This is a genomic window from Photobacterium japonica, from assembly GCF_050337005.1.
GTDB classification, from domain to species: Bacteria; Pseudomonadota; Gammaproteobacteria; order Enterobacterales; family Vibrionaceae; genus Photobacterium; species Photobacterium japonica.
Genome location: NZ_JAKJSN010000018.1, coordinates 71,854 through 92,745, shown reverse-complemented (window position 1 = coordinate 92,745; position 20,892 = coordinate 71,854). Strand labels below are relative to the sequence as shown.

The 20,892-nt window shown below is 49.5% G+C and carries 21 protein-coding genes and 1 riboswitch; of the genes, 14 read left to right on the top strand and 7 right to left on the bottom strand.

The window, feature by feature from the left end; all coding sequences use genetic code 11:
* Positions 1–206: 206 nt before the first annotated feature.
* From L4C36_RS08355 to L4C36_RS08345, 3 genes are read left to right on the top strand one after another with little or no spacing between them, the layout of a single operon-like run.
* Positions 207–434, top strand: coding sequence for a FeoA family protein (locus tag L4C36_RS08355; protein WP_428477339.1), 228 nt, complete (start codon positions 207–209; stop codon positions 432–434).
* Positions 434–2,713, top strand: coding sequence for a Fe(2+) transporter permease subunit FeoB (feoB, locus tag L4C36_RS08350; protein ID WP_428477338.1), 2,280 nt, complete (start codon positions 434–436; stop codon positions 2,711–2,713). Before L4C36_RS08355 ends, feoB begins: the two co-directional genes overlap by 1 nt.
* Positions 2,710–2,955 (top strand): FeoC-like transcriptional regulator, encoded by a 246-nt coding sequence (locus tag L4C36_RS08345; protein ID WP_428477337.1) that lies wholly within the window; start codon positions 2,710–2,712, stop codon positions 2,953–2,955. Before feoB ends, L4C36_RS08345 begins: the two co-directional genes overlap by 4 nt.
* Positions 2,956–3,037: 82 nt before the next feature.
* Here the strand turns inward: L4C36_RS08345 and L4C36_RS08340 are convergent, their stop codons facing one another.
* On the bottom strand, positions 3,038–3,469 hold the full coding sequence (locus tag L4C36_RS08340; protein ID WP_428477336.1) for an HIT domain-containing protein: 432 nt from the start codon (positions 3,467–3,469) through the stop codon (positions 3,038–3,040).
* A gap of 272 nt (positions 3,470–3,741) precedes the next feature.
* Here L4C36_RS08340 and L4C36_RS08335 point away from each other — a divergent pair, with 272 nt between their 5' ends.
* On the top strand, positions 3,742–4,347 hold the full coding sequence (locus L4C36_RS08335; protein WP_428477335.1) for a DUF924 family protein: 606 nt from the start codon (positions 3,742–3,744) through the stop codon (positions 4,345–4,347).
* Positions 4,348–4,495: 148 nt separating this feature from the next.
* Here the strand turns inward: L4C36_RS08335 and argS are convergent, their stop codons facing one another.
* Positions 4,496–6,226 carry an arginine--tRNA ligase gene (argS, locus tag L4C36_RS08330; RefSeq protein ID WP_428477334.1) on the bottom strand — a complete coding sequence of 577 codons (1,731 nt, stop codon included), beginning with the start codon at positions 6,224–6,226 and terminating at the stop codon, positions 4,496–4,498.
* Positions 6,227–6,753: 527 nt separating this feature from the next.
* Here argS and L4C36_RS08325 point away from each other — a divergent pair.
* The gene (locus L4C36_RS08325) at positions 6,754–7,338 is read left to right on the top strand and encodes a VOC family protein (RefSeq protein WP_428477333.1); all 585 of its coding nucleotides are present in this window, start codon (positions 6,754–6,756) and stop codon (positions 7,336–7,338) included.
* 167 nt (positions 7,339–7,505) lie between these two features.
* Here L4C36_RS08325 and purU read toward each other — a convergent pair whose 3' ends face one another.
* Positions 7,506–8,339, bottom strand: a complete 834-nt coding sequence (gene purU / locus L4C36_RS08320; RefSeq protein WP_428477332.1) for a formyltetrahydrofolate deformylase — start codon at positions 8,337–8,339, stop codon at positions 7,506–7,508.
* Positions 8,340–8,592: 253 nt separating this feature from the next.
* On the opposite strand from purU, the gene yoaA reads away from it, so the two are divergent.
* The 7 genes from yoaA to rnd all read left to right on the top strand — a co-directional run bounded on the left by yoaA (position 8,593) and on the right by rnd (position 16,161).
* On the top strand, positions 8,593–10,551 hold the full coding sequence (yoaA, locus tag L4C36_RS08315) for a DNA repair helicase YoaA (protein ID WP_428477331.1): 1,959 nt from the start codon (positions 8,593–8,595) through the stop codon (positions 10,549–10,551).
* Complete coding sequence (gene tsaB, locus L4C36_RS08310) at positions 10,552–11,253, top strand: tRNA (adenosine(37)-N6)-threonylcarbamoyltransferase complex dimerization subunit type 1 TsaB (protein ID WP_428477330.1); 702 nt, start codon at positions 10,552–10,554, stop codon at positions 11,251–11,253. It abuts the gene before it with no gap.
* Between the two features lie 59 nt (positions 11,254–11,312).
* Complete coding sequence (locus L4C36_RS08305; RefSeq protein WP_428477329.1) at positions 11,313–11,606, top strand: hypothetical protein; 294 nt, start codon at positions 11,313–11,315, stop codon at positions 11,604–11,606.
* A 68-nt stretch (positions 11,607–11,674) separates the two neighbouring features.
* Positions 11,675–12,232 carry a Slp family lipoprotein gene (locus L4C36_RS08300; RefSeq protein WP_428477328.1) on the top strand — a complete coding sequence of 186 codons (558 nt, stop codon included), beginning with the start codon at positions 11,675–11,677 and terminating at the stop codon, positions 12,230–12,232.
* Between the two features lie 3 nt (positions 12,233–12,235).
* Positions 12,236–13,180 (top strand): alpha/beta fold hydrolase, encoded by a 945-nt coding sequence (locus L4C36_RS08295; RefSeq protein WP_428477327.1) that lies wholly within the window; start codon positions 12,236–12,238, stop codon positions 13,178–13,180.
* Between the two features lie 109 nt (positions 13,181–13,289).
* Positions 13,290–14,975 (top strand): long-chain-fatty-acid--CoA ligase FadD, encoded by a 1,686-nt coding sequence (gene fadD / locus L4C36_RS08290; protein ID WP_428477326.1) that lies wholly within the window; start codon positions 13,290–13,292, stop codon positions 14,973–14,975.
* A gap of 64 nt (positions 14,976–15,039) precedes the next feature.
* The gene (gene rnd / locus L4C36_RS08285) at positions 15,040–16,161 is read left to right on the top strand and encodes a ribonuclease D (protein WP_428477325.1); all 1,122 of its coding nucleotides are present in this window, start codon (positions 15,040–15,042) and stop codon (positions 16,159–16,161) included.
* 79 nt (positions 16,162–16,240) lie between these two features.
* Here rnd and minE read toward each other — a convergent pair whose 3' ends face one another.
* The 3 genes from minE to minC are packed head-to-tail and all read right to left on the bottom strand — an operon-like array spanning position 16,241 to position 18,031.
* A complete protein-coding gene (gene minE, locus L4C36_RS08280; protein ID WP_428477324.1) occupies positions 16,241–16,504 on the bottom strand; it encodes a cell division topological specificity factor MinE in 264 nt (87 codons plus the stop codon).
* 6 nt (positions 16,505–16,510) lie between these two features.
* Entirely contained in the window at positions 16,511–17,323 is an 813-nt protein-coding gene (gene minD / locus L4C36_RS08275) for a septum site-determining protein MinD (protein WP_428477323.1), read from the bottom strand.
* Positions 17,324–17,344: 21 nt separating this feature from the next.
* Positions 17,345–18,031, bottom strand: coding sequence for a septum site-determining protein MinC (minC, locus tag L4C36_RS08270; protein WP_428477322.1), 687 nt, complete (start codon positions 18,029–18,031; stop codon positions 17,345–17,347).
* Positions 18,032–18,255: 224 nt separating this feature from the next.
* Between minC and L4C36_RS08265 the strand changes: the two genes are divergently transcribed.
* Together L4C36_RS08265 and L4C36_RS08260 are read left to right on the top strand one after the other, a co-directional pair.
* On the top strand, positions 18,256–18,540 hold the full coding sequence (locus L4C36_RS08265) for a YcgL domain-containing protein (protein WP_428477321.1): 285 nt from the start codon (positions 18,256–18,258) through the stop codon (positions 18,538–18,540).
* A 3-nt stretch (positions 18,541–18,543) separates the two neighbouring features.
* Positions 18,544–19,515, top strand: coding sequence for a lytic murein transglycosylase (locus L4C36_RS08260; RefSeq protein WP_428477320.1), 972 nt, complete (start codon positions 18,544–18,546; stop codon positions 19,513–19,515).
* 321 nt (positions 19,516–19,836) lie between these two features.
* Here the strand turns inward: L4C36_RS08260 and L4C36_RS08255 are convergent, their stop codons facing one another.
* Positions 19,837–20,235, bottom strand: a complete 399-nt coding sequence (locus L4C36_RS08255) for an H-NS family histone-like protein (RefSeq protein WP_428477319.1) — start codon at positions 20,233–20,235, stop codon at positions 19,837–19,839.
* Between the two features lie 371 nt (positions 20,236–20,606).
* Positions 20,607–20,801, top strand: a riboswitch (Lysine riboswitch).
* Positions 20,802–20,892 lie beyond the last annotated feature (91 nt).

The window sequence follows — 20,892 nt, the reverse complement described above, 5'->3', positions numbered from 1 at the left end:
TTTAATTGACGTTAATATTGTCAAATATGTTGATATGAAACACGGCTGCAACAACCTGCAACACAAATGCGAATATTGTCAGTAATGTAAACAATGATCCCATTAATGAGGGCTATTAATTGATTTAAAACAAGGTGAAATATGTTTCAATCTGTAACCTTGCTAAAGATAATGCTAATTATTCTTATTTAAGGTGGCGATTAAGAATGAAACTGTCAGAAATGTCATGTGGTGTAGAAGGGGTTGTGACCAGCATGTCCGGTCTCGAGGCTGCAACGCGTAAAAAATTGATGGTGATGGGTGTATTGCCCAATACACCTATCAGTGTTGTGCGTGTCGCGCCATTGGGCGACCCGCTTCAGGTGCGAGTACGTGGCGTTGATCTTGCGTTGCGTAAGACACTGGCGGATAGCATTGATGTGGAGTTGAAATAATGCAGTACAACATCCTAACGGTGGGCAACCCAAACAGCGGTAAAACCACACTTTTTAATGGCTTGACCGGTGCCAAACAACAGGTCGGTAACTGGGCAGGTGTGACGGTTGAGAAGAAAACCGGTCACTATGAGTGTGCGGGTGATCATTTTGCGCTGACCGATTTGCCAGGGATTTATAACCTGGATAGCGCGAACGATGCGAACAGTTTGGATGAAGCCATTGCATCACGTGCCATTTTAACGACGGCTGCGGATGTGATCATCAACGTTGTGGATGCCTCTTGCCTTGAGCGTAGCCTGTACATGACGCTGCAACTGCGTGAACTGGGCCGCCCAATGGTGGTCGTGCTGAACAAGATGGACGTACTGGATCGCCAACGTCAGGTGTTGGATGTTAAAGGACTGGAAAAAGCACTGGGTTGCCCCGTGATGACCTTGTCCACCCATAACTTGAAGCAAGTAGAAGCCTTTAAATCCCACCTGCATAAAATGTTGGCGCAGGGCATTGCCGTGCATGACTTGTCTTTGGACTACGGTGATGCATTTGAGCAAGCGATCACACAACTTGAGCCATTGGTGAGCGATAACGATTTGAAGGCGCGTGCGCAAGCGGTGCGCATTTTAGAAAATGACACGTTAGTTATTCGCACCTTGTCAGATGTGGATCAAACCAGAGCTTGCGACGTTCGCAATCAGCTGATGACTCAGGTAGACCCGGATATTCAAGTGGCGGATGTACGTTACAGTTACCTGCATGCGCTGTGTCAGAAAGTACGTCGCCAAGAAGGCAAGTTAAGCCGTAGCCTAAGCGATAAAATTGATCAGGTATTATTACACCGTGCTTTTGGTATTCCCTTCTTTTTTGTTGTGATGTACCTGATGTTCATGTTCTCCATCAACATTGGTAGCGCATTCATTGATTTCTTTGATATCAGTGTCGGTGCGATCTTGGTGGATGGTGGGCACTACTTGATGGATGGCCACCTGCCTATCTGGTTGGTGACCGTGTTAGCTGATGGTATTGGTGGCGGTATTCAGACCGTTGCCACCTTTATTCCCGTGATTGCTTGCCTGTATTTGTTCTTGGCGATGCTTGAAAGCTCGGGCTACATGGCGCGTGCTGCGTTCGTGCTCGATAAAGTGATGCAAAAGATCGGTCTACCCGGCAAAGCGTTTGTCCCATTGGTACTGGGCTTTGGCTGTAACGTACCCGCTATCATGGCCACGCGTACGCTAGAACAAGAGCGTGAGCGTAAGCTTGCGGCCGCCATGGCACCGTTTATGTCATGCGGTGCCCGTCTGCCTGTGTATGCGTTGTTTGCCGCGGCATTTTTCCCTGAAAGCGGCCAGAATGTGGTGTTTGGCCTGTACCTACTGGGTATTGCCGCCGCGGTGATGACCGGTTTGATCTTACGTCATACGCTTTATCCGGGCAGCAGCGACAGTTTCATCATGGAACTGCCAGATTATGAATTGCCGACGATGCGTAACGTGGGGATCAAAACGTGGCAGAAGCTGAAGCGATTCGTGTTAGGGGCCGGTAAAACGATTGTGGTGGTGGTGGCCATATTGAGCTTCTTCAACTCACTGGGCACCGATGGCTCTTTTGGTAACGAAGACAGTGCCAACTCCGTCTTGTCGAAAGCGGCGCAGGTGGTGACACCTGCATTAGCCCCAATCGGTGTGAATGCCGATAATTGGCCAGCCACGGTTGGTATCATTACCGGTATCTTTGCCAAAGAAGCCGTCGTGGGCACCTTGAATAGCTTGTACGCACCAGCAGAAGAGGAAGATGGCGGAGAATATGATCTGATGGCGAGCTTGCAAGAAGCGGTGAGCTCAATCGGCGCGAACTTGGCAGATATCAGCTACTCAGATCCGCTCGGCATCACTGTCGGGGAGCTAGAGAACTTAGATACTGCGGCGGAAGAGCAAGCGGTTGATGCTTCACTGTTTGGGAATATTCAGGCCCACTTTGTGAGTTCTGCGGCGGCGATGGCCTACTTGATCTTCATCTTGCTGTATACACCGTGTGCGGCGGCGATGGGGGCGTATGTCCGTGAGTTTGGTCAGAAGTTTGCGGCATTTATTGCCGGTTGGACCATGTTGTTGGCGTATACGTTTGCCACTTTGTGGTATCAGGTGGCCCATTTCATGGATCACCCTGTCACCAGCATGTTGTGGATAGGCTTTTTTGTTCTGCTCAATGGTGGCTTGATCGTGATATTTAAGCAGCAAGGCCGCAAACAAGCACAAACACTGGTAACCGAATTATGATTTTACAGCAGCTAAAACAGTACATTGAACAACAGGGTCGTATTAGCCGTTCATCATTGGCTCACCATTTTGGGATGTCAGAAGACGGCGTAGAAGCGATGCTGGATATCTGGATCCGCAAGGGCAAGATTGGTCGCGAACTGGTTGGCTGCAGCAGTGATGGTTGTTGCCAAAGCGCCGACGACATTTGGTACCGTTGTCTGCAAGATAACGAACTGTCTGTCACCGTTATGCGCGGTTAACGCGTCTCTCTGTATGAAAAAGGCAACCTTCAGGTTGCCTTTTTTATGTCTGGTCTTTTTGTGCCAGTTTCATCTGCGCAGATTAAGCAGGAATGAAAAAGCCGTCAGTATGGCTCAGTTCTGCCTGCAACTCTTCGGCGAGTGCTTGCTGCAAGGCCTCGCTGCGCTGTGTGCCATCCGTATTGCCCCATACCGGCCCTGGCCAAGCAATGTCTGACTGAAAACGGGCGATGTGGTGTACGTGCAACTGTGGCACCAAGTTACCCAATGCGCCGATGTTGATTTTATCGGCTTGGTAATCTTTTTCCAGTAGGGCGGCCACCGTGCTCGATTCACGCATCAGTTGGCACTGTTCCTCGTGTGACAGGTGGTGAATTTCAGTCAGGGCGTCTTTACGTGGCACCAAAATTAACCATGGCCCCAAGGCTTCTTTCGACAGAAGCACCTGACAAAGTGGAAAGTTGCCCAGTACCGTGGTATCTGCGGCCAGTCTCGGATGGAGTGTAAAGTGCATCGTAATATTCCTAAATTGTATTATTCAGCTCACAGGCTGGGACATTACTCCCTACGGGTATCGCAGGGTGGGTTAGGATATAACAGTCAGGAACTGCATGGATGTCAGTAAGATAGTGTGATTAAAGGACGGTAGCAATATTTTCTCCTTTTTTATGGGTGGTATTTGCTACGGGTATAAGTATGGATGATGCAGAAGCTTGTATTGGCCGTTTCTCAAACGCTAATCAGTCAGGTGTCGATTAGCGTGATTTCAAGGTAAGGAGCATGCTTATGACAACAGAATATCAAGAGGTGTTGGACTTTTGGTTCGGTGACTTGAATAACGACACCCCACTTTCTGACCGTCATGCACTGTGGTTTAAGGGCGATGCGGAAACGGACGCGTTGATTGCGCAACGTTTTCAGCATTTGGTGAGTCTGGCGGGTTCAGGGGCGCTCAGTCATTGGGGGGCGTCACCGAAAGGCAGTTTGGCATTGATTATCTTGCTCGACCAATTTACCCGTAATATCTACCGTGGGTTGAGTGCCGCCTTTCGTTACGATGCACTGGCACTGGCGTTGTGTCGTCGCGGGTTGGCGAAGAATCAAGATTTGCAGCTAACACCCATTGAGCGGGTGTTTTTCTATTTGCCGCTAGAACATTCTGAAGCGCTTGACGATCAAGAAGAAGCCGTATTTCGTTTTGATCGTCTGCGTCAGGGCGTCACACCTGAAGAGGTGGATATGTTTGATGGCTTCTATCAGTATGCTGTCAGCCACCATGATGTCGTGAAACGGTTTGGTCGCTTTCCACACCGCAATGCTGCGTACGGGCGTCTGTCGACCGAAGAAGAGTTACATTGGTTGCTGAAAGGCGGCCAACGTTTTGGTCAGTGAGGCGGAACAACATCAGCGTTAAGTCAATGATTGTTGGATGCCTTGAATGCTCGATGGATACCGATGGCTGAAGGCGGCTGAAAAAGAAAAAAGCCTTCTCACAAGAGAAGGCTTTTGTTTTGATCGCTTTGAGGGCGTCAGTAATAAATTACATACGCTCTAGGGTTTCAATACCCAGTAGATCAAGACCTTGTTTGATGGTCTTCGACGTCAATAGCGCCAGCTTCAAGCGGCTTTGCTTCACGTCTTCTTCTGCATTCAGGATCGGACAGGCTTCGTAGAAGCTTGAGAAGATACCCGCTAGCTCGAACAGGTACGCACACATTAGGTGTGGTTGACCTTCACGCGCCACTGACTGTACCGCTTCTTCAAACTGAAGCAGTTTAGACAGAAGGATTTGCTCTTTCTCGTCGTTAATCACAACAGGGTGCGTCAGGTCTTTAAGTTCAACATTCGCACGCTTGAAGATAGACGCAACACGTGTGTAAGCATACTGCATGTACGGTGCAGTGTTGCCTTCAAACGCCAGCATGTTATCCCAATCGAAGATGTAGTCAGTGGTACGGTGCTTAGACAGATCAGAGTACTTCACCGCCGCCATTGCGACAGTTTTCGCAATGTTTGCTTTTTCTGCTGCATCTAGCTCAGGGTTTTTCTCTTCAATCAGCTTGTTTGCACGCTCTTCTGCTTCATCCAATAGATCAGCAAGACGAACTGTACCGCCGGCACGAGTCTTAAATGGACGACCATCTTTACCTAGCATCATACCGAATGCGTGGTGCTCAAGAGACACGCTCTCTGGCACATAACCCGCTTTACGTACGATAGACCAAGCCATCATCAGGTGCTGATGTTGACGTGAATCGATGAAGTACAGTACGCGATCAGCATGCAGCTGCTCGTAACGGTATTTAGCACATGCGATGTCCGTAGTGGTGTACAGGAAGCCACCATCACGCTTACGGATGATAACGCCCATAGGCTCACCATCTTTGTTCTTGTACTCGTCAAGGTAGACAACAACCGCGCCATCGCTTTCTACTGCCAGACCTTTTTCTTCAAGATCAGCAACGATGCCAGGCAGCATGTCGTTGTACATGGACTCGCCCATCACGTTGTCGTTGGTTAGCGATACGTTCAGACGGTCATAGTTACGCTGGTTTTGTACCATAGTAACGTCAACCAGCTTGCGCCACATGTCTGCACAGAACGCATCGCCACTTTGTAGCTTCACGACATAGTTACGAGCACGGACAGCAAATTCTTCATCTTCATCGTAAAGTGTCTTTGATTCGCGGTAGAACGCTTCAAGATCAGACAGCTCCATCGACACTTCACCGGATTCTTTCTGTACACGCTCAAGGTTTGCGATAAGCATACCGAACTGTGTACCCCAGTCACCCAGGTGGTTAGCACGGATCACGTTGTGACCAAGGTGCTCAAGCGTACGGACAACCGCATCACCGATGATGGTTGAACGTAGGTGACCCACGTGCATCTCTTTTGCCACGTTTGGCGCAGAGTAGTCGACGACGATGGTTTGTTGTGCTTCTTTTTCAACGCCAAGACGTTCGTCAGCCAGTGCCGCTTCCGCTTGCTCTGCCAACCACGTTTTGCTTAGGAAGATATTGATAAAACCAGGGCCGGCAATTTCTACTTTCTCAGCAATGCCGTCTAGGTCAAGTTGATCAATGACTTTCTGTGCGAATTCGCGAGGGTTCGTCCCTAGCTGTTTGGCAACGCCCATTACACCGTTTGCTTGGTAGTCACCAAACTGGACTTTTGCCGATTGGCGAACCGCAGCTGGACTTCCAGCAGGGGCACCAGCGGCTTCTAGCGCCTGAGAGACTTTATCATTAATGAGTGCTTGAATATTCACACGCTTATCCTTTAAATCGTTCGTTACGCCCGTCGATGCCGGCGAGGCAAAAGCGTCAACGTATTCAAGTATCACCGTCAAAAATAGTCACGAGCACAGGCCTATACAAGATAGTCCAGAAGGGCTTTTTTAAAACGTGAGTATTTTTGACGGGGCCGCCTCGCAGGGAAGGAGGTGGGGCATCTTGAATACATTGCTTGCATTGCCCTAATCATACCCACAATTTTAGGTCGTTTGGCAAGGTATAAAGATGATAGTTGATGAATTTTTTTTATTGCCCGTCAACGCACAAACCGCGAGCCAGCATAGAGCAGAAAAGGGCTGGGCGGCATAGGGGGCCTAACAACGTGGATGAGAAAAACTATCTTGGGAGCGTGTTGTCAGCCGCATTGAAAACCGGATTGAACGCTAACACGCTTTTTGTGGGGGACAAGCCGTGACCAGAGCGTCGCGGGATGGCGCTTTCTTTTCTGATGAAATTGTATAATTATGCGCAAAAGTCAACGGGTCGAAAGGAGAGTCACGACATGCAAGTATTAGAACAAAAGGGGCTGCTTCCGGCGCAAATGCTGGCGCAATTGCCGACCTTTATGGCCAAAATTGACGCACTGGCGGCGGAGTTAGGCCTATCGCTCAATGATTATCAGGCGGATCATATCGCACTGCGTGTGAACGACCGTGTACAAGCCGAAGCCTTACACCAAGCGTGGCTGGCTTACGGGGAGGAGTGGTCAAACAATGAAATCAATGGTCGTCCTATCATTGTGATTGGTTTCCATGAGCCGCTCAAGGTGGGGGCATGGACCATTGAAGCGTTGGAACTGCCATACCCAGGGGATAAACAGTACCCGCAAGAAGGCTGGGAACATGTGGAGTTTGTGATCCCGTCTGACGTGAATGACACTGACAGTTTGAAAACCGTATTGGATGAGACATTCCCGGCGTTAGCGTGGGATCGTTTGAACGAGCAAGGGATCCATGTCAAAGCCAGCTCCCCGTCGGGAGAGCACGAGCGTTTGGCCAACCCGACGTATGCCTTCAAGAAAGACGGCGTGTGCATAAAGCTGCATCCGTGTTCACTGAAAGCCGTGATTGCCAGCGAAAACGCGTAAGCAAGGTTGTGCTTGGCGGAGCTTTGGCATAGCACGCGAAAAACACAGGCACAACGTAGACAAAAAAATAGCGCGAGGCATGGCTTCGCGCTATTTCGTTGTACGATTCTACTCGAATCTCGAATCTCGAATCTCGAATCTCGAATCTCGAATCTCGAATCTCGAACCTAGAGAATCACCGTCCGGTTGCCATACACGAAGACGTGATCGTCAACGACCAGCCCGAGCGCCTTGCTCAATACGGATTTCTCCACATCCCGACCGGCTTTCGCCATATCAGCGGCACTGAAGGTGTGATCAACCGGTGAAATGTCTTGGGTGATGATCGGGCCTTCATCCAAATCGTTGGTGACAAAGTGGGCGGTCGCCCCGATGATTTTTACCCCACGTTCAAAGGCTTGTTGATACGGTTTCGCACCGATAAAGGCTGGCAGGAAGCTGTGGTGAATATTAATGATTTTATTGGGGAACTGTGCGACAAAATTTGGCGTCAGAATACGCATGTATTTGGCCAGTACCACGTAATCGGGTTGGTATTGCTGCACGGCAGCCAGTAATTGTACTTCGTGCTCATCGCGGCTCAGCCCTTCATGGCTGACGTGATGGAAAGGCACATCAAACTTTTCAGACAGATTGCCCAGAGTGTCATAGTTACCGACAATGGCGGCGATCTCGAGATCCAGCGAGCCATCAAAGGCTTTGACAAGAATATCCCCCAAGCAGTGCGCTTCTTTGGTCACCATGATCACTATGCGTTTGCGATCGGAGCTGATCAGGCGACGGCGGCTGTTTTCAGGTATCGCGCGGTCGAGATCGGCCAGAAAGGTCGTATCATTAAAGTAACCTTCCAACTCGGTGCGCATGAAAAACTGGTTATTGCCGTGATCCACAAACTCGCGGTTGTGAATGATATTGAGTTGATGCTTATAACAAATATTGGTGATTTTGCTGATCAACCCCATGTTATCTTTGCAATCGGTCAGCAGCGTTTTCTTTTCCATGTACTCTTCCTTGAGATGATAGGCCGGTAAGCCCTTACCCCATTATGTACCTCGCATTCTTAGCAAGGTCAAAAGGTTTCTGGATCAAAGAAAAGCGTGTTTTATCGCCGCACCGTTGCAAGCGGGTGTGAGAACGCAGGGGGAGTTACCGAAGGGAAACCGGCGACGGTAGGGCTCGCGCCGAATTAATCGTGGTCGCCCAACGGGAATATTGGCATAATGTGGCGCTTATTTCCTGTATGTTCTGATTGCGATGATAGCCAAGTTTTTTGCCGCCGGTGGCGCGCTCGATAAAGCCATTCCTGGGTTTCAGGCACGCCAACCACAGATCGACATGGCTGAGGCGGTGGCGGATGCCATTCAGTCGCAAACCCAGTTGGTGGTCGAGGCGGGTACCGGTACCGGTAAGACCTTTGCCTATTTAGTGCCAGCCTTGGTCAGTGGCAAGAAAGTCATTATTTCCACGGGTTCCAAGAACTTACAAGAGCAGCTTTTTCACCGTGATTTACCCCTGATGACCAATGCGCTGGGCTTTACTGGCCGTGTGTCATTGCTAAAAGGGCGCGCGAACTATCTCTGTATTGATCGTCTGAGCCGCCAAATCACAGAAAGTCACGGCGTACATAGCGATCCCACCTTATTGAGCCAGTTGGTGCAAGTGAGACACTGGTCCTCATCCACGAAAACAGGCGACTTGGGGGATTGTGAAGCCATCGCCGAAGACAGTCCGGTGCTGCCAATGGTGACGTCCACCAATGACAACTGTCTGGGGCGTGAATGTCCGTCGTATGACGAATGCTTCGTGGTGAAAGCCCGCCGTCGCGCCATGGAAGCGGACATCGTGGTGGTGAACCACCATCTTTTCCTCGCCGATTTAGCGATCAAAGAAACCGGGTTTGGCGAGCTGATCCCAGAGGCTGACGTATTCATCTTTGATGAAGCCCACCAGATGCCCGACATTGCCAGTCAATATTTCGGCCAGAGCCTGACCAGTCGCCAAATTCAAGAACTCGCTAAAGATGTGGAAATTGGCTATCGCACCGAAGCCAAAGACATGCGCCAATTACAGAAAACGGCGGATCGCTTGTATCAAGCCGCGGCCGACATGCGCATTGTGTTGGGCGAGCCAGGATTCCGCGGTAACTGGCGTGAAGCCATTACCAGTGCGTCGATTCAGCGAGAAATCACCCGATTAACCGATGCCTTGGACTTAACCCACGAAGTGCTGAAACTGGCATTGGGGCGCAGCCAGTTATTGGACACCGCGTTTGAGCGCGCGACCTTGCTGAAGGCACGCTTGCAGCGTGTGTGTGATACCAGCATTACTGGTTATTCTTATTGGTATGAATGTACGCCGCGCCACTTTAGTTTGCACATCACGCCGCTGTCGGTGGCTGAAAAGTTTCATGAGCAAATGACCCAACAGGGCGGCGCATGGATCTTCACATCAGCCACCTTGGCCGTGAATGACGATTTCAGTCATTTCAGCCAACGCTTGGGGTTGACCCCGAAGCAGCAATTTTCGCTAGAAAGCCCGTTTGATTATCAACAGCAAGCGCTACTGTGTGTGCCGCGCTTTTTGCCTGAGCCGAACAGCATGGGCATTGCCGATCGCTTGGTCGACATGTTGGCACCCCTGATCACACGCAATAACGGTCGCTGTTTCTTTTTGTGTACCTCACACCAAATGGTGCGGGATTTGGCCGAAGGCTTCCGTGCTAAGCTGGATTTACCCGTGTTAGTACAGGGGGAAACCACCAAACAGAAGCTGTTGGCGGAGTACCTTGAGCGCGGTGATGCGTTGCTGGTGGCCACAGGTGCCTTCTGGGAAGGGGTCGATGTTAGAGGCCAAGCCCTAAGCTGTGTTATTATCGATAAATTACCGTTTACTGCACCGGATGATCCGTTGCTTAAAGCGCGAATAGAAGATTGCCGCCTGCGCGGTGGCGATCCGTTTGCACAAGTCCAAATTCCTGATGCGGTGATCACCTTGAAGCAGGGGGTTGGACGTTTGATCCGAGACAAGAAAGACAAAGGTGTTTTGGTGATTTGTGACAACCGATTAGTGACGCGTCCGTATGGCGCGGTCTTTTTACGTAGTCTGCCGCCGATCCCTCGCACACGCGATGTGGAAGGCGTTGGGCAGTTTTTATCTTCCATCGACGGTGATCACACACCGGATGATTGCGAAGAACAGCATTCAGAGGCTTGAATGAGCAACACAATCCTTGCAGTGGATACTGCCACAGAAAATTGTTCCGTAGCCCTTCTGATGGGCGGTGAAGTGATTTCACGCTGTGAATATGCGCCGCGTGAACACACCATCAAAATCCTTCCTATGGTGGATGCCGTACTGGCAGAAGCGGGTATTGGCCTGACACAGCTGGACGCATTGGCGTTTGGTCGTGGCCCTGGCAGCTTTACTGGCGTACGTATTGGTATCGGCATTGCACAAGGGTTGGCGTTTGGCGCTGATCTGCCGATGCTAGGTATTTCCACCTTGGCCGCGATGGCACAAGGGACGTACCGTGCGCACCAAGCTGACCACGTGATGGCTGCCATTGATGCCCGCATGGGTGAGGTGTATTGGGGTCAGTACGTGCGTCAGGCGGATGGTGATTGGTTAGTACAAGGCGGTGAGATCGTCGTTCAGCCACAGGAACTCATTACACAACTGCAGGATGAAACCGGCCGTTGGTTCACGGCCGGTACAGGTTGGGAAAGCTATGCTGAAGCCTTATCGCAATTGCCTGCGGAATTAGTGCAAGGTACTGTTCTTTATCCGGATTCATCGGATATGGTACACTTGGCTCAATACGCTTTTGCCCGTGGTGAAGCCGTGTCTGCCGAGCACGCGAGCCCGGTGTATGTCCGTGATACCGTGACGTGGAAGAAGTTGCCAGGTCGCGAGTAAGCGCGTTGGATGGATGTCGTGCAGCGTGCACGGCATCGTGACTGTTCTGGGAGTTTTTCATGGTATCTATTCAGCGCCTCCCCGTTACCCTTACACCATCATCATCCCCATCGAAAGCGAAGCCGTCGCAAAGTCCGGTCACGCTGGACGTTACGCCTCAGCCAGTAGCTGTTAGCGCGCGTACGCCGATGATGGCGGCCGATCCCGCTCAGTTTGAAGCAGCACATGCCCGTGTTCAGTATGATCAACCTGTCGGTAAACACCGTGAAGCGTTAGCGTCATACATGGGGGTGATGCATCAACAGCAACGTGATGATTTTTCCGCGTTGGTTGGGGTGGATCTCTACGTGTAAGCGGCATCATGGAAAGAGGCACTACGCAGGCACTTGTATGCTTCTTCATCAGTTGACAGGGGGTGTGAATGTTTAGAATGCTATTTGTTGGGTTGCTTGCCGGGAGTATGGTAGGCTGCGCGGCGGTACCTGAAAGTCTACGTACCGAGAGCGATAACCCACTGACAGATATTACGTTAGTCGCACAATATCAGGCCGAGTCAACGATAGCGCAGCCTGAAGTGCGATTAGGCGGTGTGATAGCCAGTGTGCGTAATGGTGAGCAGGCAACACGCATCGAAGTTGTGTCGCTGCCTCTCTCTGCCTCGGGTAAACCCACGTTAGGGGCAACCCCCGAACAACGCTTTATTGCTTATATCGATGGGTTTGTTGAGCCGATGGCTTATCATCCTGGGCGTTTGATTACCGTCGCAGGACGTGTCTCCGGACAAGAACGTGGCACGGTTGGGGAGTATGCGTATACGTACCCCGTTGTGACGGTATCGGGCAGTCAACTGTGGCAGGTCAAAAAAGAAATTTGGCTGACAGAGACGACCCCTTTTCCACCGTGCTGGGGGCTGCATTGCTCACCGCATCGCGGCAACGGTTTTACGCGAGGCGAAGTGAGAGAACGTGTCACCGAATAAAGCATGAGGTCCACGGTAACGATGCACCACATTGAGATCCCGATAGCAGGCTCGCATTTAGCGGGCTTGTGTTCGTTTACACCGCCGGATTTTTCTGACCATGCGGTGAATAGGGCATTACCGACGGATAAACCGTTGTTGATCATGCTGCACGGATGGCAAGACAACGCTGCCAGTTTCACGCCGTTATTTCCTGCCTTGGCAGCGCATTTTTCGGTGCTCGCCATGGATTGGCCGGGACATGGGCTTTCGCCTCATCGTGCGGTCGATAATTTCTCTCATTTTGTCGACTATGTGGATGACTTGGCCCAAGTGATGGCAGCGTTAACGCCACCGGATGGGGTGTTGCCGCCTGTGATCCTGACGGGTCACTCGCTCGGTGCTTTAGTCGCGGTGTGTTATGCTGCGGCCTTCCCTGAGCAGGTAGAACGCCTGGTGTTGATAGAAGGGTTGGCACCGTTATCGGAGCCGCCGACGCAAGCCGCTGAGCGATTACGGCAAGGTATTATGAGTCGGCAACGTTTTCGTCAGCGTGCCCAGCACCGCTTGTCACGGTCGATGGCAACGTTTGAGCAAGCACTCGCATTACGTTGCCATGTGAACCACTTATCGGCTGAACAGTTACGTCCCATCGTGACGCGGGGTGTGTATGAAGCCCACGGCCGCTGGTGGTGGCGGCATGATCCGCGGCTGCGTTGTGATTCGCTCTACCGCATGGGTAGCGAGCATGCACAGGCGTTAGCGAGTGCAGTTACCGCCCCGATATTATCGATTGTGGGTCATCACGGGTACCCACATTGGAAACTTAGCCACGCTGCTCAGCAGACTTGGTCATCACTCATTCAGCATGAGGTGACAGGTGGACACCATTGTCATCTGGAAAGTCCTCATGCGGTGACTGAACAGATTTTGTTGTTCAGTTCAAAAATAAAGAAACTGATCGGTTAAGGTCAGTGTTACTTGTAGGTTCATTGTGCTGTAATTGTCTGAATTGACAGTAAATGCCGATCCCGTTATCGCACATTGGCACCAAGCTACATTAATAGGAGAATGCAACGTGGATAAGGTTTGGCTTAACCGCTATCCGGAAGATGTACCGGCTGAAATCTCACCGGATCAATATCCGTCATTAGTTGAAATGTTTGAGCAGTCAGTACAGAAGTATGCTGACCAAACGGCATTTATCAACATGGGGCAGGTCATGACCTTCCGCAAGCTGGAAGAGCGTAGCCGTGCCTTTGCCGCCTACCTGCAAAACGAACTGCGTTTGCAAAAAGGCGACCGCGTGGCGGTAATGATGCCGAACTTGCTGCAATACCCCATTGCACTGTTCGGTATTCTTCGTGCCGGTTGTGTGGTGGTGAACGTAAACCCGTTGTACACCCCGCGTGAACTTGAGCATCAGTTGAATGACTCCGGTGCCAAAGCGATTGTCATCGTGTCAAACTTTGCGCACACGCTAGAAAGCATCGTGAAAAACACCGGTGTACAGCACGTGGTGTTGACCAGTTTGGGTGATCAACTTTCTCGCCCGAAAGGCACGTTAGTGAACTTCGTCGTGAAGTACATCAAGAAAATGGTACCGAAATACCATTTGCCGCATGCGACATCGATGCGTATGGCGCTGCGTAAAGGCCGTCGTATGCAGTACGTGAAACCGTTTATGAACGGTAACGATGTCGCGTTCTTGCAGTACACCGGCGGTACAACGGGTGTAGCCAAAGGCGCAATCCTGAGCCACCGCAACATGCTGGCGAACGTGATGCAAGCCAAAGGCGCATACGGTCCGGTACTGACGGAAGGCCGTGAGTTGATTGTGACGGCGTTGCCGCTGTATCACGTGTTTGCGTTGACCGTTAACTGTTTGTTGTTTGTGGAGATGGGCGGTCGCAACTTGCTGATCACTAACCCGCGTGACATTCCGACATTTGTCAAAGAGCTGCAGCGTTACCAATTTACCGCGATTACCGGTGTGAATACCCTGTTTAATGCGTTGGTGAACAATGCCGATTTCCGCAATGTGGATTTCAGCCAGCTTCGCTTGTCTGTGGGTGGCGGTATGGCCGTACAGCGTGCAGTGGCAGAAAAATGGAAGCAAATTACCGGTAACTACTTGCTGGAAGGCTATGGCCTGACCGAGTGTTCGCCGCTGGTTGCTGCGTACCCGTACGATTTGGTTGACTATAATGGCTCTATCGGCCTGCCGGTGCCTTCCACTGAAGTACGTATGGTAGACGATGAAGGTAACGTGCTAGGCTATGATCAAGTCGGTGAATTGCAGGTACGTGGTCCGCAGGTGATGCAAGGCTATTGGCAGCGTCCGGAAGCGACCGATGAAGTGTTGACGAAAGACGGCTGGTTATCGACCGGCGATATCGTCCGCTTTGACGATGAAGGCTTCTTGCATATTGTCGACCGTAAGAAAGACATGATTTTGGTGTCAGGCTTTAACGTTTATCCGAACGAGATTGAAGACGTCGTGGCATTGCACGGTAAAGTCTTGGAAGTCGCCGCGATCGGTGAACCGCATGAAGTGTCTGGCGAAATCGTGAAGATTTGCGTGGTGAAGCGTGATGATAGTTTGACTCGTGAAGAGTTGTTGACTCACTGTCGTCAGCACCTGACAGGGTATAAGATCCCGAAAATTGTTGAGTTCCGTGAGGAATTACCGAAAACCAACGTCGGTAAGATCCTTCGCCGCGCATTGCGTGAAGAATCTCAACAACCTACTCAGGACGCGTGATCGCATCACGTAACGAGAATTATCCAATGCCGGCGTTATGCCGGCATTTTATTGGTAGGATATTGTGAATTTTGAAATTATAACCACCACCGCGCGCTTAGAAACGATCTGCTTGGCAGCCCGTCGTCAGCCCGCAGTGATGCTGGACACTGAATTTGTACGTACCCGTACCCTTTATCCAAAGCTGGGCCTTATTCAGTTGTTTGATGGGGAAGCGCTGGCACTGATTGACCCGATTGCGATTGACGACTTAGCACCGCTGTGGGACTTGTTGCGTGATCAATCCGTGATCAAAGTGCTACACGCGTGCGGCGAAGATTTGGAAGTGTTTCAGCACTATGCCGGTTGTTTGCCGGTTCCCATGATTGATACGCAGGTGATGGCGGCCTTCTTGGGTTATGGTGTCTCCGCGGGCTTTGGCACGCTGGTTAATGACTTCCTGGGTGTTGAGCTGGATAAAGGCGAAGCGCGCACCAATTGGATGGCTCGTCCTCTGACGGATCGCCAGCTCGATTATGCGGCGGCCGACGTGTTCTACCTTCTACCCTTGTATCAAAAGCTGCTGCCGTTGGTGGAAGCGAAAGGGTGGAAAGCCGCCCTTGAGCAAGAGTGTGCGAATTTGATGCTCAAGCGCATTAAGACGATCGATCCCGATAAGGTCTACCTTGATATCAAAAATGCATGGCAATTGAATCCGAAGCAGTTGGCTATCCTACAGCAAGTGGCCAAGTGGCGTCTGCTGGAAGCACGCAAGCGTGACTTAGCCTTAAACTTTGTGGTGAAAGAACTAAACCTGTGGAAATTGGCCCGTCTTAACATTAAGTCAAAAGCGGTGATGACCCAAGAAGGGTTTGATAGCATGGAAATTCAGCGTCATGGTACCCGTTTGTTGAAAATGGTGTACGACGTGGATGATTTGTCACCAGAGCAATACCCGGAAAAAATCGTTCGTTTGGACGATGTGGCAGGGTATAAGCAGATGGTGAAAAGCATCAAAGACGTGGTGACTGACGTTGAAGCGCAAACCGGACTGATGCCTGAGTTTTTGGCCTCGAAAAAGCAAGTGAACGAGTTAATTTCTTGGGCGTGGAAAAAACAGCGTCCGCAAGATAAGTTGCCAGAGATGTTGAGAACGTGGCGTAAGCCATTGTTTGAACAAAAAGTGCTGCCGATACTGGATCGCTAAGCGTTGATGCCAATAAAAATAGGTATACGACGATAAAAAGAAAAAGCCCCGCTCGCGTGAGCAGGGCTTTTTTTATGCGTTACTTGTCTTCGTCAGGCAAGGTGACGTTGAGCTCAAGAACAGAGAGATCTTCTTCTTTTTGATCAAGGTTAACGGTGACTTGCTCAGGGCTAATGGCCACATACTTGCGGATCACTTCCAAGATATCTTCTTTCAATTGAGGCAGATAACTAGGGGCTCCCTGACCTGCAGATCGGCGTTCAGCGACAATGATCTGAAGGCGCTCTTTGGCAACACTGGCTGTCGTTGTTTTCTTGGGGCGGAAGAATTCTAACAGTGCCATAATGCATTACCCTCCGAATAGACGTTTAAGGAAACCTTTCTTCTCTTCTTCAAGGAAGCGGAACGGACGTTCTTCACCCAGTAAGCGAGCAACGGTATCTTCATAAGCCAAACCCGCATCCGATCCTTTATCAAAGATCACAGGTTCACCTTTGTTCGATGCGTTCAGTACCGCTTGGCTTTCCGGGATCACGCCAAGCAGTGGAATGTGAAGGATCTCTTCAACATCGGTCACGCTCAACATTTCACCGAGCGTAACACGTGCTGGGTTGTAGCGTGTCAGAAGCAGGTGTGTTTTGACCGGCTCTGCCGCTGTTTCAGCACGGCGAGATTTCGAGTCGAGAATACCCAAAATACGGTCTGAGTCACGCACAGACGAGACTTCAGGGTTCGTCGTTACAATGGCTTCATCCGCGAAGTATAAGGCCATCAAAGCGCCGGTTTCGATGCCTGCTGGTGAGTCACAGATGATGAAATCAAAGCCCATCTCTGATAAGTCATTCAGCACTTTTTCCACGCCTTCTTTACTCAGCGCTTCTTTATCACGGGTTTGAGAAGCAGGCAGTACAAAAAGGTTTTCGACACGCTTGTCTTTGATCATCGCTTGGTTAAGATTCGCTTCCCCATTGATCACATTGACAAAATCGTAGACTACGCGACGCTCGCATCCCATGATCAAATCGAGGTTACGTAAGCCAATATCAAAATCAATCACGGCTGTTTTTTTGCCGCACAGTGCAAGGCCAGATGCAATAGCTGCACTAGAGGTAGTTTTACCAACGCCCCCCTTACCTGAGGTTACCACGATAATACGTGCCATTTTTTAATTCCTTATTAAACGTTATAGAGTTAAATGCTCTATGTTCAAATTATTTTCAGCAAGTGAGATAACCACATTCTTACCCCAGAACGCTTCTTGGATTTTATCGCTCAGCCAGTAGTTTCCTGCAATCGAGACTAGTTCTGCTTGCAGGTTGTGGCAAAAAATCTTCGCCTCGCTATGGCCGTTTGCACCCGCAATAGCACGTCCACGTAACGTGCCATAAATATGGATACAGCCATCTGCAATAATTTCGGCCCCTGCACTGACGTGATTCATCACCACAAGGTCACAATTTTTTGCATATATTTGCTGGCCAGAACGCACCGGATTGCGGATGATTCGCGTGGGCTCCATCATCGCTTCCTGCACCGGCTCCATCGTCGGCTCTGACGCTTTGACCTGGCGTGCCGCATTCATGATGGCAAAGCCAGCCTCTTTGGCTTGCTGTTGACGTTGTTTTGCTTTGCATCCACTGATCCCAACCGGGATCATACCCGCTTCACTGACGCTGCGTTTAAGCTGTACAAAATCGATATTATCACTGACTTGGCTAATATCGATAACAACTGGAGCGGCAGCGAAGAAATGGGGAGCGTGATCAACTTTCTGTCTGAGAAAGTCAGCCGCTTGAGGGATGTCACCGTCCACGAGGTGGAGGGCTGAGAGGGTATAAGAGCCTCCCTTGAGTTCTGCTGATTTTGTCATGGGCATTGACTGACTGTCGCTAAAATAGCCGTTCAGGTACGTTATCTCTTGGGTACTTGCATGTTATATTCCCAAGCGTATATCAGCAAGCTATCCTTGCTTTAGCGTTGGAAATTCAGACAAGCGTCTCATGAGTTTGGCGTATCAAGCAGCACATAAGGGAATGTTCCCGGCTGTTTGTGGTCTGAATTGAGAGTTAATAAGTATTTATAGGTTATAGAAACATGTTGTGCGTCATTTATAAAAGTCCAAAAAAAGAAGGCACGTATCTTTATATCAACAAAAAAGATGATTTTTCTGCTGTGCCAGAAGCCTTAATGACAACCTTCGGGGCCCCTCAGCTTGTGATGGTACTGAAGTTGCAAGACGGGCGTAAATTAGCACAGGCAGATGTGGAAAAAGTAAAAGTTGCATTGGCCGACACCGGTTTTTATTTGCAGGTGCCACCACCCGTAACCAATTTACTGGAACAGTACAAGGCAGAGAAAGCAGCAAAAAACCAAGGGTAAATTATGCATAAGCGATTGGTATCGGCCTTAGTGGCCTTAGGATTAGGATTGTCATCGGCGGTATCTGCTGCAGATGAAGGATTTGACAGTTATGTCGAAGGGCTAAAAGTAGAAGCCCGCGAAAATGGAATTTCAGAGTCGATTATCAACTCTGCTTTTGACGGCATTACATTTACAGAGCGCGCCGTAAAGGCAGATAAAAATCAGCCAGAAAAAAAATTAACGCTGGATGAGTATATTCCCCGTGCGGTGCCTGATTGGAAAGTCAAGCAAGCCAATGATCGCTACCAAAAACACAAAGTCGTGCTGGAAAAAATTGGCCAGCAATACGGTGTTCAGCCACGTTTCATTGTGGCGTTGTGGGGCGTGGAAAGTAATTTTGGTCGTTTAATGGGCAATTACAATGTGGTGGAAGCGTTGTCGACCATGGCCTATGAAGGACGTCGAGAAGCTTTTTTCCGCAAGCAAGTGATGGCGGCATTAGAAATATTAGAGGCGGGCCATATTGCCCCTAAAGATATGAAGGGCTCTTGGGCGGGCGCAATGGGTCAGCCGCAATTTATGCCAACATCCTTTTTATCGTACGCGGTTGATGGAAATAATGACGGCAAGATCGATATCTGGCAGACCGATGCGGATGTGTTTGCTTCTGCGGCGAACTACTTAAAACAAGCTAATTGGGACAGTGAATATACGTGGGGCCGCCAAGTGACCTTGCCTGACTCTCTTGAGAAGAGTGTGTTTGGGGTGAAAAAAGAGCAGGCGCGTGCATTGAGTGAATGGCAGACACTGGGCGTGAGACGATTAAATGGGCAGGACTTGCCAGAGGCTGATATCAATGCCTGGCTTATTCAACCTGATGATAATCACGGTAGAGCTTATTTAGTTTATGGGAACTACCAATCATTGCTGGATTGGAACCGTTCGCATTATTTTGCGCTTGCAGTCAGCCATTTGGCTGACAAGATCCGCTAGCAGATAAATGTGTCGGTATCATGAATAATCATAAAGCCAGACTTTCGTGTCTGGTTTTTTGTGCTTGATATGTTTATCACTTAAATGAGGGTGCTTTATTGTTCTGGGTGCCGCATGGGAAGAAAAGATAATTCGAGAGCACCTATTGCTATTTGGTATGTTTATCGTGAAGGCGTCGATAATTGTGGTTGGCTGTTTCGTGAGAGAAAGTGAATAAACGTAGCGAAAAAGTGTGATGTTTATCCCAATGTTTATCTTTATGATAGATAAAGAAAACCCGGCATAAAGCCGGGTTTTAGCAGTTAAAAAGTGAAATCGAAATTAGATTTCAAACTCTTCTAGTGCTTTGCCATCATCCAGTGCTTTTTTCAATGCGCTTGGAGTACGGCCTTGGCCAGTCCACGTTTTCTCTTCACCGTTTTCGTCGATGAACTTATATTTAGCTGGACGCTGTGCACGCTTCGCTTTAGGTGCTTTGTGTAGTGTTGCCGCAAGCAGTTCTTCTGGGTCAATACCATCAGCAAGTAGCATTTCACGGTATTGTGCTAGCTTCTCTGTACGTTCTTTTTCTTTAGCAGTCTCTTCTGCTTCAGATTCTTCACGCTCAGAAACCACAGTTTGTAGTTTTTCTAGAGCTTCTTGAAGTTGCTCTAGTGAATATTCACGAGATAGTGCGCGAAGGCTACGAAGGTTCAAAAGTGCTTTCATTGCATCAGACATCTTTTTATTTCCTGTTGTTCTAAAACTATAAAATAATAATAGCAGTGACAATTCAATATTTGCAATATTAATACGTTTAGTTGCTAGATGCCAAATAAAAAATCACCTTCTTATTTGTTTTTTTTTCCTAATTCGCGGGCGCAATTCTCATTTGTAATGTTTTTTTATCGTTCAGTCACAAAAATAAACGAATATTGATGGTGTAGGGAACCTGAACTTTTGCGATCAATTGCATAGTGTTTTTGTCAAAAAAAGGCTGCATATCGTGCCTTTTTGCATCGGTCTGGTAACAGGATGCTCCGGTGCTGTTAAGAACTGCGTCGTAAGTTGTTGCAATTAATATTTCTGTCCGTAGAATTGACTATTCCTTGACTAAGGGTAGAGGTTGCATCGTCTAAGAGTAACAAATCGTAGGGTGATTCCGATGAGGATTTGTGAAAGGCGCCGATGCCGAAGTAAGTGCTGGTTTATCACACCGCCTTGCTGGGGTTGTCACCAAATAGGGGCAACACTGCCATAGTATATATTGTTATAAATTACATTAACTATGGAGCGCTACTGTGGAGTCGGATCAGGGTAACTTCTTTTCCTCACACTCAACTAGCATGGTTTTCACCATGTTCAGCAGTAGATCTCCAACCAGGAACGGTTGTCGTA

Coding starts and splice junctions, on each gene's coding strand:
- L4C36_RS08260 (WP_428477320.1), top strand. CDS start 18,544: ATGCATAAGCGATTGGTATCGGCCTTAGTGGCCTTAGGATTAGGATTG.
- minC (WP_428477322.1), bottom strand. CDS start 18,031: ATGACAAAATCAGCAGAACTCAAGGGAGGCTCTTATACCCTCTCAGCC.
- L4C36_RS08300 (WP_428477328.1), top strand. CDS start 11,675: ATGTTTAGAATGCTATTTGTTGGGTTGCTTGCCGGGAGTATGGTAGGC.
- tsaB (WP_428477330.1), top strand. CDS start 10,552: ATGAGCAACACAATCCTTGCAGTGGATACTGCCACAGAAAATTGTTCC.
- L4C36_RS08255 (WP_428477319.1), bottom strand. CDS start 20,235: ATGTCTGATGCAATGAAAGCACTTTTGAACCTTCGTAGCCTTCGCGCA.
- yoaA (WP_428477331.1), top strand. CDS start 8,593: ATGATAGCCAAGTTTTTTGCCGCCGGTGGCGCGCTCGATAAAGCCATT.
- L4C36_RS08265 (WP_428477321.1), top strand. CDS start 18,256: ATGTTGTGCGTCATTTATAAAAGTCCAAAAAAAGAAGGCACGTATCTT.
- L4C36_RS08305 (WP_428477329.1), top strand. CDS start 11,313: ATGGTATCTATTCAGCGCCTCCCCGTTACCCTTACACCATCATCATCC.
- L4C36_RS08325 (WP_428477333.1), top strand. CDS start 6,754: ATGCAAGTATTAGAACAAAAGGGGCTGCTTCCGGCGCAAATGCTGGCG.
- L4C36_RS08355 (WP_428477339.1), top strand. CDS start 207: ATGAAACTGTCAGAAATGTCATGTGGTGTAGAAGGGGTTGTGACCAGC.
- minE (WP_428477324.1), bottom strand. CDS start 16,504: ATGGCACTGTTAGAATTCTTCCGCCCCAAGAAAACAACGACAGCCAGT.
- purU (WP_428477332.1), bottom strand. CDS start 8,339: ATGGAAAAGAAAACGCTGCTGACCGATTGCAAAGATAACATGGGGTTG.
- minD (WP_428477323.1), bottom strand. CDS start 17,323: ATGGCACGTATTATCGTGGTAACCTCAGGTAAGGGGGGCGTTGGTAAA.
- L4C36_RS08340 (WP_428477336.1), bottom strand. CDS start 3,469: ATGCACTTTACACTCCATCCGAGACTGGCCGCAGATACCACGGTACTG.
- L4C36_RS08295 (WP_428477327.1), top strand. CDS start 12,236: ATGAGGTCCACGGTAACGATGCACCACATTGAGATCCCGATAGCAGGC.
- feoB (WP_428477338.1), top strand. CDS start 434: ATGCAGTACAACATCCTAACGGTGGGCAACCCAAACAGCGGTAAAACC.
- L4C36_RS08335 (WP_428477335.1), top strand. CDS start 3,742: ATGACAACAGAATATCAAGAGGTGTTGGACTTTTGGTTCGGTGACTTG.
- L4C36_RS08345 (WP_428477337.1), top strand. CDS start 2,710: ATGATTTTACAGCAGCTAAAACAGTACATTGAACAACAGGGTCGTATT.